Origin of the sequence: Staphylococcus sp. HMSC068G11 (assembly GCF_001815825.1) — a bacterium.
Classification (GTDB): Bacteria; Bacillota; Bacilli; order Staphylococcales; family Staphylococcaceae; genus Staphylococcus; species Staphylococcus epidermidis.
Window position 1 is genome coordinate 25024 of the sequence record NZ_KV822063.1, and the last position, 11398, is coordinate 36421.

General features: G+C 34.6%; 9 protein-coding genes. All 9 read left to right on the forward strand.

Annotated elements, in window-relative coordinates; translation table 11 throughout:
- The first annotated feature begins 438 nt into the window (after window positions 1-438).
- Window positions 439-2127, forward strand: coding sequence for a dihydroxy-acid dehydratase (gene ilvD / locus HMPREF3058_RS02875; RefSeq protein WP_002491537.1), 1689 nt, complete (start codon window positions 439-441; stop codon window positions 2125-2127).
- A gap of 34 nt (window positions 2128-2161) precedes the next feature.
- Window positions 2162-3886, forward strand: a complete 1725-nt coding sequence (gene ilvB / locus HMPREF3058_RS02880) for a biosynthetic-type acetolactate synthase large subunit (protein WP_049386127.1) — start codon at window positions 2162-2164, stop codon at window positions 3884-3886.
- Entirely contained in the window at window positions 3886-4119 is a 234-nt protein-coding gene (locus tag HMPREF3058_RS02885; RefSeq protein ID WP_001830009.1) for an ACT domain-containing protein, read from the forward strand. The genes ilvB and HMPREF3058_RS02885 overlap by 1 nt, the downstream gene beginning before the upstream one ends.
- A gap of 121 nt (window positions 4120-4240) precedes the next feature.
- A complete protein-coding gene (gene ilvC, locus HMPREF3058_RS02890; protein WP_070731127.1) occupies window positions 4241-5245 on the forward strand; it encodes a ketol-acid reductoisomerase in 1005 nt (334 codons plus the stop codon).
- 22 nt (window positions 5246-5267) lie between these two features.
- Window positions 5268-6803, forward strand: a complete 1536-nt coding sequence (locus HMPREF3058_RS02895) for a 2-isopropylmalate synthase (protein WP_002491505.1) — start codon at window positions 5268-5270, stop codon at window positions 6801-6803.
- Entirely contained in the window at window positions 6800-7843 is a 1044-nt protein-coding gene (gene leuB / locus HMPREF3058_RS02900) for a 3-isopropylmalate dehydrogenase (RefSeq protein ID WP_002491517.1), read from the forward strand. Before HMPREF3058_RS02895 ends, leuB begins: the two co-directional genes overlap by 4 nt.
- Before the next feature lie 15 nt (window positions 7844-7858).
- Window positions 7859-9229, forward strand: a complete 1371-nt coding sequence (gene leuC, locus HMPREF3058_RS02905; RefSeq protein WP_002499506.1) for a 3-isopropylmalate dehydratase large subunit — start codon at window positions 7859-7861, stop codon at window positions 9227-9229.
- Window positions 9230-9799, forward strand: coding sequence for a 3-isopropylmalate dehydratase small subunit (leuD, locus tag HMPREF3058_RS02910; protein WP_002447537.1), 570 nt, complete (start codon window positions 9230-9232; stop codon window positions 9797-9799).
- 14 nt (window positions 9800-9813) lie between these two features.
- Entirely contained in the window at window positions 9814-11082 is a 1269-nt protein-coding gene (ilvA, locus tag HMPREF3058_RS02915) for a threonine ammonia-lyase IlvA (RefSeq protein ID WP_002447538.1), read from the forward strand.
- Window positions 11083-11398: the final 316 nt, after the last annotated feature.

Here is an 11398-nt window from a genome sequence, read left to right on the forward strand (position 1 = left end):
CTCTATATTTAAAGATATATATACATTTCTACATGGTTTATTAACTTAATCATTGTAACAAATTTTAATTCAAATTTCTTCGTAAAATATTTAAGCTTGTCCTCTATAAATTTTTAGAAAATTCTAAATTTATTATTGACACAATTCATCACATGTAGTAAATTGAATTTATCAAATTTTAAAACAATTCAAACTATTAAGAATAAATGACCATTCAACGAAAGGAGTATAATAAAATGACTTATCTATCTACGCTAGACCTACCAACAACTCAACAAGCTATTATCATTTTATTATACTCGTAAGGACTCGAACTTTAGAAAGGTTTTAACTTCTAAATGTTTAAGTCCTATTTCTAGTTGGATGGGACTTAACAACGTCCCAATATTCATTGGGACGTTTTTTTATTTTCTAAATAATTATATGGGGGAATGATATATGCGAAGTGATATGATCAAAAAAGGAGATCACCAAGCTCCTGCAAGAAGTCTTTTACATGCGACTGGCGCTCTTAAACAACCTACAGATATGAATAAACCTTTCGTAGCAATTTGTAACTCTTATATTGATATTGTTCCTGGCCACGTTCATTTAAGAGAATTAGCAGACATCGCAAAGGAAGCTATTAGAGAAGCAGGTGCTATCCCATTCGAATTTAATACGATCGGTGTTGACGATGGAATAGCTATGGGACATATTGGCATGAGATATTCTTTACCTTCAAGAGAAATTATCGCAGATGCAGCTGAAACAGTTATTAACGCTCATTGGTTTGATGGTGTATTTTACATTCCTAATTGCGATAAAATTACGCCAGGAATGTTACTCGCAGCAGTTAGAACAAATGTACCAGCTATCTTTTGCTCAGGAGGCCCAATGAAAGCTGGTCTTTCCGCTCAAGGTAAGGCATTGACACTATCTTCAATGTTTGAAGCGGTTGGAGCTTTTAAAGAAGGAACAATCTCAAAAGAAGCATTTTTAGACATGGAACAAAACGCTTGTCCTACATGTGGTTCATGCGCCGGTATGTTTACCGCAAACTCAATGAACTGTTTAATGGAAGTTTTAGGTTTAGCCCTACCATATAATGGTACAGCTCTAGCTGTGAGTGACCAACGTCGTGAAATGATTAGACAAGCTGCATTCAGACTGGTTGAAAATATTAAACATGATATTAAACCTCGCGATATTATCACACAAGATGCGATTGATGATGCTTTTGCTCTTGATATGGCCATGGGAGGTTCTACTAATACTGTTCTTCATACTCTTGCAATTGCAAATGAAGCAGGTATTGACTACGACTTAGAACGTATTAATGAAATTGCTAAAAAAACACCTTACCTTTCTAAAATTGCACCTAGTTCTTCTTATTCTATGCATGATGTTCATGAAGCAGGTGGCGTGCCAGCTATCATAAATGAATTAATGAAAAAGGATGGTACTTTACATCCAGATAGATTAACAGTTACGGGTAAATCCTTGAGAGAAAATAATGAAGGTAAAAACATCAAAAATTTTGAAGTTATTCATCCTCTTGAAACCCCTTATGATAAGCAAGGTGGATTATCTGTCTTATTCGGAAACCTCGCACCTAAAGGAGCGGTAATCAAGGTCGGTGGAGTTGATCCTTCAATTAAAGTATTTACAGGAAAGGCAATTTGTTTCAACTCTCATGATGAAGCTGTTGAAGCCATTGATAATCATAAAGTAAGAGAGGGACATGTTGTTGTTATTAGATATGAGGGACCTAAGGGAGGTCCTGGAATGCCAGAAATGCTAGCCCCTACGTCTTCCATAGTGGGCAGAGGATTAGGTAAAGATGTTGCATTAATTACGGACGGTAGATTTTCGGGTGCAACTAGAGGTATTGCAGTTGGACACATTTCACCTGAAGCCGCTTCAGGTGGACCCATTGGCTTAATAAGAGATGGTGATAAAATTACGATTGATCTAATCAATAGAACTCTAAACGTAGATCAATCTGAAGAAGAACTGTATCGTCGTAAAAATCAGCTTGAACCATTTAAAGCAAAGGTTAAAACAGGCTACTTAGCTAGATATACTAGTTTAGTCACAAGCGCTAATACTGGTGGTATTATGCAAGTTCCGGAAAACCTTATTTAATTAGGAGATGATTAAAATGTCAAATCAAAAATCAATGGTTTCGCCTCACCCTTCTGTGCATCAAACAAAGAATTCACAACCCTTAATAACACGCAGTGGTTCTCAATTATTAGTTGAAGCACTTCAGCAAGAAGATGTAGATTTTATCTTCGGTTATCCTGGTGGTGCTGTCTTACCTTTATACGATACATTTTATGACGGGAAAATCAAACATATTCTTGCCCGTCATGAACAAGGTGCTACACATGCTGCTGAAGGATATGCGCGTGTCTCTGGTAAAACAGGAGTCGTTGTTGTAACAAGCGGACCTGGTGCAACAAATGCCATTACGGGTATTACTGATGCATTTAGTGACTCTTTACCACTAGTCGTTTTTACTGGTCAAGTTGCTACACCTGGTATAGGTAAAGATGCTTTCCAAGAAGCTGATTTACTCTCGATGACCACACCTATTACAAAACACAATTATCAAGTTAAAAAGATCGAAGACATTCCAAGAATTGTTCATGAAGCCTTTCATTTAGCGAACACTGGAAGAAAAGGCCCTGTAGTGATTGATTTTCCTAAAGATATGGGTGTTCTTAAAACTGATGTTGAACTTACGCAAGAAATTAATATTCCTGGCTATGAAGTTAATAGTAACCCTAATAAAGAGGATATTAATAGGTTAATATATATGATTAAAGAATCTAAGAAACCTCTTATTCTTGCAGGTGCTGGTATTAATCACTCTAAATCTAATCATTTATTGACAGAATTTGTGACAAAACATCAAATCCCTACTGTCACAACTCTCCTTGGACTTGGAGCAATACCTTATCATCACCCCTTATTTTTAGGTATGGGTGGCATGCATGGATCTTATGCAAGTAATATGGCATTAACAAATTGTGATTTACTTATCAACTTAGGTAGTCGATTCGATGATCGTCTTGCAAGTAAGCCTGATGAATTCGCACCAAATGCAAAAGTTGTACATGTCGATATCGACCCTTCTGAAATAAATAAAGTTATTAATACAGATTTAGGTATAGTCGCTGATTGCAAACTTGTGCTTGAGAATTTATGCCATGAGCAAGTTTTAACATCCACCCACGAAGAATGGAACGATTATTGTATTAATAACAAAAGTAAATATCCATTTAAATATGATGATAATGATAAAACATTTTGTAAACCACAAAAAGCAATTGAATATATTGGTAAAGTTACCAATGGAAATGCAATTGTTACAACTGACGTAGGACAACACCAAATGTGGACAGCACAATTCTACCCATTTAAAAATTATGGCCAATGGGTAACAAGTGGCGGTTTAGGTACTATGGGATTCGGAATTCCGTCAGCAATAGGAGCACAATTAGCTGAACCTGAGAAAACAGTTGTTTGTTTTGTAGGAGATGGTGGTTTTCAAATGACGAACCAAGAAATGGCTTTACTTCCAGAATATGGACTTAATGTCAAAATAGTACTTATTAATAATGGAACTTTAGGTATGGTCAAACAATGGCAAGATAAATTCTTTAATAAACGATTTTCTCATTCTGTATTTAATGATCAACCTAATTTTATGAAAATGGCGGAAGCATACGGCGTTAAGGGATTCTTGATAGATTCTCCTGATAAATTAGAATCTTCAATTGATGAAGCATTTGCATATCATGGACCGGCACTCATTGAAGTTAGAATCTCACCTGTAGAACCAGTTAATCCAATGGTACCTAGTGGCAAATCAAATCATGAAATGGAGGGTTACTAATGGAACGAACAATTCATTTTACATTAGTTGATCAAGTGAGTACTTTGAACAGAATTACTAGCGCCTTCGTTCGCTTACAATGTAATATTGATGAACTTCATGTTAAACATTCAGACAAAGAAGGAATTTCTAATATGAAACTCAAAGTCAATATTAAAGATGATGATACTTTTAAAATTGTTCTTAAAAAACTATCACAACAAGTAAATGTACTAAGTGTAAAAAGTGAGTAAACGTTTTGATGCGCTAGTTAAAATGAAAAATCAACTAAACATAACTAACATCATGCACCTTTTACGCACATATTATTTTGAAAATTCAGAACTTTCGATAAAATGACTGGAGGAATTTATTATGACAAAAGTATATTACGATGAAACAGTAACTCAAGATGCATTACAAGCTAAAAAAATTGCTGTCATTGGTTATGGCTCACAAGGACATGCACATGCACAAAATTTAAAGGACAATGGTTATGATGTAGTCATTGGTCTACGTCCAGGACGATCATTTAATAAAGCTAAAGAAGATGGATTTGATGTTTATACGGTAAGTGATGCTACACAACAAGCTGATGTAGTGATGGTACTATTGCCTGATGAAATTCAAGGTAAAGTATATAACGAGGAAATTAAACCACATTTAGAAAAAGGAAATGCTTTAGCATTCGCACACGGTTTTAATATCCACTTCAGTGTTATCGAACCACCTAGTGATGTCGATGTCTTTTTAGTAGCACCTAAAGGACCCGGTCATTTAGTTAGACGTACATTTGTTGAAGGAAGTGCCGTACCAGCATTATTTGGTGTTCAACAAGATGCTACAGGCCAAGCAAGAAACATTGCTTTAAGCTACGCAAAAGGCATTAGTGCTACTCGTGCCGGGGTCATTGAAACGACATTTAAAGAAGAAACTGAAACAGATTTATTCGGTGAACAAGCTGTTCTTTGTGGAGGAGTTTCCAAATTAATTCAGAGTGGATTCGAAACACTTGTAGAAGCAGGTTACCAACCTGAATTAGCTTATTTTGAAGTCTTACACGAAATGAAATTAATTGTTGATTTAATGTATGAAGGCGGAATGGAAAACGTTCGTTATTCTATCTCTAACACTGCTGAATTTGGCGACTATGTTTCTGGACCAAGAGTAATTACACCTGATGTTAAAGAAAATATGAAAAAAGTACTTGAAGATATTCAAAATGGTAACTTTAGCCGTAGATTTGTTGAAGATAACAAAAATGGCTTTAAAGAATTCTATCAATTACGTGAAGATCAACATGGTCATCAAATTGAACAAGTTGGACGTGAATTAAGAGAAATGATGCCATTCATTAAATCTAAAAGTATTGAAAAATAACAACAGTAGAGGGGTGTTTTTAATGGAAGAACATATTCAAATTTTTGATACATCACTTAGAGATGGTGAACAAACGTCAGGAGTCAATTTTAGCTTTGATGAAAGATTGAAAATTGCCAAGCAACTAGAAAAATGGGGAGTAGATGTACTAGAAGCAGGTTTTCCTGCTTCTAGTACTGGTAGCTTTAAATCAGTAGAAGCTATAGCCAAAACTTTGACTACAACAGCAGTGTGTGGATTAGCTAGATGTAAAAAATCTGATATTGATGCTGTATATGAAGCCACTAAAGAAGCTGTAAAACCTCAAGTACATGTATTCATTGCAACCTCCCCTATTCATTTAGAACATAAATTAAAAATGACTCAAGATGAAGTTTTAACTTCAATCAAAGAACACGTTTCTTATGCTAAACAATTTTTTGAAGTCGTACAATTCTCTCCAGAGGATGCAACAAGAACTGAAATTCCATTTTTAATTGAATGTGTTCAAACTGCGATTAACGCAGGAGCCACAATTATCAACATCCCTGATACAGTTGGATTTAGTTATCCTACTGAGTATGGTGAAATTTTTAAGCAATTAACACAGGCCGTTAAGTCAAATTCTAAAATTATCTTTAGTGCACATTGTCATGATGATCTTGGAATGGCAGTTGCTAATAGTTTAGCAGCTATTGAAGGTGGAGCTAGACGTATTGAAGGTACAGTGAACGGTATTGGTGAAAGAGCAGGAAATGCCGCACTTGAAGAAGTTGCTTTAGCTTTATATGTAAGGAAGGACCACTATGGTCTTGAATCTCAAATTAACCTTAAAGAAACTAAGAAAACATCTGACTTAATTTCAAGATATGCTGGTATCCGTGTACCTAGAAATAAAGCTATAGTAGGTCAAAATGCATTTAGTCATGAATCCGGAATTCACCAAGACGGTGTGCTTAAACATCGTGAAACCTATGAAATCATGACACCTCAACTCGTAGGTGTAAATAATACAGAATTGCCATTAGGTAAATTGTCTGGTAAACATGCATTTGCCGAAAAGCTTAAAGCTCTAGGGTATGAAATTAAATTGGAAGATCAAATTACATTATTTAAACAATTTAAGGAAATTGCAGATAAGAAAAAAAATGTATCCGATAGAGATATTCATGCAATTATACATGGCTCTGAACATGAACACAATGCTATTTTTCAACTTGATAACTTACAACTTCAATACGTATCTAAAGGTCTACAAAGTGCAGTAGTAGTTATAAAGGAAAGAAACGGACAAGTTAAACAAGATTCAAGTATTGGAACGGGTTCAATTGTTGCAATTTATAATGCTGTTGACCGAATTTTCAAGAAAGACGCAGAATTGATTGATTATCGTATTGACTCTGTAACAGAAGGTACTGATGCTCAAGCAGAAGTACATGTACGAATCATTATTAATCATATTGAAGTGACTGGCATAGGTATAGACCACGATATATTAAAAGCCTCATGTAAAGCATATATCGATGCTCATGCTAAATATATTTCAGAATATGAGTTGAAAGAAGGTATCCGTACATGAGTTATAAAATAGTTGCCTTACCTGGAGATGGTATAGGACCAGAGATTCTATCTGGTACATTAGAACTTTTAAAATTAATAAGTGAAAAATATCATTTTGAATACCATTTGGAAAGTCATCATTTTGGAGGTATCTCAATAGATAATTATGGTACACCTTTAACTAATGAAGCATTACAATCATGTAAAAATGCAGATGCTATATTATTAGGCGCGATTGGAGGGCCTAAATGGACAGACCCAAATAATCGTCCAGAACACGGTTTGTTAAAACTGAGAAAATCCTTAAATTTATTTGCTAATATTCGCCCTACATTTGTAACTAAAGGGGCTAGTCATCTTTCACCACTAAAACAAGATATTGTAGAAGGCACCGATTTAGTTATTGTAAGAGAATTAACGAGCGGTATTTATTTTGGTGAACCAAGCTATGTTAAAAAAAATGAAGCTTTAGACTCATTAAAATATTCAAGTCAAGAAATTGAACGTATTGTGAGAATCGCTTTTAATCTTGCAAACCGTAGACGTAAAAAATTAACATCTGTTGATAAGGAAAACGTTCTATCCTCTAGTAAGTTATGGCGACAGATAGTAAATGATGTAAAAAAGGATTTTCCAGAAGTAGAAGTTAATCATATGCTAGTTGATGCTTGTAGTATGCATCTTATCACCCAACCTACGCAATTTGATGTGATTGTAACAGAGAATCTTTTCGGAGATATCTTAAGTGATGAAGCATCTGTTATACCAGGCTCTCTAGGTCTTTCTCCTTCAGCTAGTTTTGGTCAAACAAGTACACGTCTGTATGAACCAATTCATGGTTCAGCTCCAGATATAGCTAATGAAGATAAAGCGAATCCATTTGGTATGGTTCTCTCTTTAGCACTTTGCTTAAGAGAAAGTTTAAATCAAATTGATGCGGCTAACGAACTTGAGTCAATTGTTTACTCGTTTATTCAATCTAATAAGACAACTGCAGATTTAGGTGGACAATATCGAACTTCAGAAATTTTTAAGTTGCTTAAAGAAAAATATTTATAAGAGGAGGAGAAAATTATGGGTCAAACACTTTTTGATAAAGTATGGAAAAAACATGTGCTTCATGGAAAAGAAGGTGAACCACAATTATTGTATATTGATTTACATCTCATTCATGAAGTTACTTCTCCTCAAGCGTTTGAAGGACTTAGAATACAAAATCGTAAACTTAGAAGACCTGATCTAACCTTTGCAACTTTAGATCATAATGTTCCCACAATTGATATTTTTAATATAAAAGATGAAATTGCCCATAAACAAATTACAACTTTACAACAAAATGCTAAGGACTTTGGCGTACATATTTTTGATATGGGTTCTGACGAACAAGGTATCGTACATATGGTTGGACCAGAAACTGGATTAACACAACCAGGAAAAACTATTGTTTGTGGAGATTCCCATACTGCTACACATGGCGCATTTGGTGCTATCGCATTTGGGATAGGAACAAGCGAGGTTGAACATGTATTTGCTACACAAACATTATGGCAAACAAAACCTAAAAATTTGAAAATTAATATAAATGGCTCTTTACCACCTGGAGTTTATGCTAAAGACATTATTTTATATTTAATCAATCAATATGGTGTAGATTTCGGTACTGGTTATGCACTTGAATTTACTGGGGAAACTATAAAAAATTTATCCATGGAAGCACGTATGACGATATGTAATATGGCTATTGAAGCCGGAGCAAAGTATGGTTTAATGCAACCTGATGAAACAACATTTGATTACGTAAAAGGTCGTCCTTATGCTACTGATTTTGATAGTTCTATGGAGTGGTGGAAAGAACTTTATTCTGATGATGATGCCTATTTTGATAAAGTTATTGAACTTGATGTAACAAATCTAGAACCTCAAGTTACTTGGGGAACTAACCCAGAAATGGGAGTTAGTTTTAGTAATCCATTCCCAGAAATTAAAAATGCAAATGACCAACGTGCTTATGACTATATGGGACTTCACCCAGGTCAAAAAGCCGAAGATATAAAATTAGGTTACGTTTTTTTAGGTTCATGCACGAATGCAAGATTATCTGATCTTATTGAAGCAAGTCATATTATTAAAGGACAACAAGTACATCCAAATATTACTGCTATTGTGGTTCCGGGTTCAAGAACTGTTAAGAAGGAAGCTGAAGCTCTGGGGCTAGATAAATTATTTAAAGATGCTGGATTTGAGTGGCGTGAACCAGGTTGTTCTATGTGCTTAGGTATGAATCCAGATCAAGTTCCAGAAGGAGTACATTGTGCCTCCACGAGTAATCGCAATTTTGAAGGAAGACAAGGCAAAGGCGCTCGTACACATTTGGTATCTCCTGCTATGGCAGCAGCTGCTGCGATTAATGGTAAATTCATTGATGTTAGAAAGGTGGTAGTGTAATTGGAAATCAAACCGATAACAATATATACCGGAAAAACTGTCCCCCTTTTTTATGACAATATAGATACTGACCAAATCATTCCCAAAGTGCATCTTAAGCGGGTCTCTAAATCAGGCTTTGGACCTTTTGCTTTTGATGAATGGCGTTACTTACCTGATGGTAGTGATAATCCCGATTTTAATCCTAATAAACCTGAATATCATGGTGCGTCAATTCTCATTACTGGAGATAACTTTGGTTGTGGTTCTAGCCGTGAGCATGCAGCGTGGGCCTTAAAAGATTATGGTTTTAACATTATTATTGCAGGAAGTTTTAGTGATATCTTTTACATGAATTGTACTAAAAACGCAATGTTACCTATATGTTTAAATCAGAAAGAACGAGAACATTTAGCTCAATTTGATGAAATAACTGTTGATTTACCTAATCAAACAGTGTCTACGGTGTCTCAGTCTTTTCATTTTGATATAGATGAAACCTGGAAAAATAAATTAATCCATGGCTTAGACGATATTGCTATTACTTTACAATTTGAAAATTTAATAGAAAAATACGAAAAAACTTTTTAAAGGTGTGAAAGACAGTGACAGTAAGAACTAAAGTTTCGACAAAAGATATAGATGAAGCATATTTACGTCTGAAAAATATAGTAAAAGAAACTCCTTTACAATTCGATCATTACTTATCTCAAAAATATAATTGTAATGTTTATTTAAAAAGAGAAGATTTACAGTGGGTACGATCCTTTAAATTAAGAGGAGCTTATAATGCTATATCAGTATTATCCAATGAAGAAAAAAATAAAGGTATTACTTGCGCAAGTGCTGGAAATCATGCTCAAGGTGTTGCTTATACTGCAAAAAAACTCAATTTAAAAGCTGTTATTTTCATGCCAGTAACTACACCACGGCAAAAAATCAATCAAGTCAAATTCTTCGGGGATAATAACGTAGAAATAGTACTAATTGGCGATACATTTGATCACTGCTTAGCACAAGCTTTAAACTATACGAAGCAACATAAAATGAATTTCATTGATCCATTTAATAATGTATATACCATTGCAGGACAAGGCACTATAGCTAAGGAAATATTAAATCAAGCTGAAAAAGAGGATAATACATTTGATTATGTATTTGCTGCTATAGGTGGTGGCGGTCTTATTTCAGGAGTGAGCACATATTTTAAGACACATTCCCCCCACACTAAAATTATCGGTGTTGAACCAACTGGTGCCAGTAGTATGTATCAATCAGTCATTATCAACCATAGTATAGTTACTTTAGAAAATATTGATAAGTTTGTTGATGGAGCTTCAGTAGCAAGAGTTGGTGATATTACTTTTGAAATTGCGAAAGATAAAGTGGATGATTACGTTCAAGTTGACGAAGGAGCTGTTTGCTCCACAATTCTGGATATGTACTCTAAACAAGCGATTGTTGCTGAACCAGCTGGTGCTTTAAGTGTAAGTGCCTTAGAGCAGTATAAAAAGCAGATTGAAAATAAAACAATTGTTTGCATAGTAAGTGGAGGCAACAATGATATTAATCGTATGAAAGAAATAGAAGAGCGTTCTCTTCTATTTGAAGAAATGAAACATTATTTTATTTTAAATTTCCCACAAAGACCTGGTGCTTTAAGAGAATTCGTTAATGATGTCCTCGGACCTCAAGACGATATTACAAAATTTGAATATTTAAAGAAAACATCACAAAACACTGGAACTGTTATTATAGGTATACAGCTGAAACATCATGATGATCTCATTCAGTTAAAAGATCGTGTATGTCAATTTGATCCTTCTAATATTTATATCAATGAAAATAAAATGTTATATTCATTGCTTATTTAAACTAATTTTATATCCAAGTCTCAAGGCGACGAGTATATTATTAATTCGTCGTCTTCATTTTAGTGTCTTACTGTAGAATGTCAGTTTAATTCCTCGGTTAAGAAGCTTTATCCATTTGAGATAAGCGCTCGCCTCTTGTTTCATTTTCAACTCTTGTTGATCCTTGTAGCTCGAATAATTTCATTGCTCTCGCTCCCTAATTCATGAGTTCAAAACGCTTTCTCTTCGTCGAGATCCTTACTTCTCATATCAAACACTTTCTTTTTAAAACTATTTTTGCATAAAAAAAGAGACCTTTCGGTCTCGATTAGGCTCA

Bases quoted from the DNA above. Each gene is read 5' to 3' on its own strand.
- leuB (WP_002491517.1), top strand. From the start codon at position 6,800: ATGAGTTATAAAATAGTTGCCTTACCTGGAGATGGTATAGGACCAGAG.
- ilvD (WP_002491537.1), top strand. From the start codon at position 439: ATGCGAAGTGATATGATCAAAAAAGGAGATCACCAAGCTCCTGCAAGA.
- HMPREF3058_RS02895 (WP_002491505.1), top strand. From the start codon at position 5,268: ATGGAAGAACATATTCAAATTTTTGATACATCACTTAGAGATGGTGAA.
- HMPREF3058_RS02885 (WP_001830009.1), top strand. From the start codon at position 3,886: ATGGAACGAACAATTCATTTTACATTAGTTGATCAAGTGAGTACTTTG.
- ilvC (WP_070731127.1), top strand. From the start codon at position 4,241: ATGACAAAAGTATATTACGATGAAACAGTAACTCAAGATGCATTACAA.
- leuC (WP_002499506.1), top strand. From the start codon at position 7,859: ATGGGTCAAACACTTTTTGATAAAGTATGGAAAAAACATGTGCTTCAT.
- ilvB (WP_049386127.1), top strand. From the start codon at position 2,162: ATGGTTTCGCCTCACCCTTCTGTGCATCAAACAAAGAATTCACAACCC.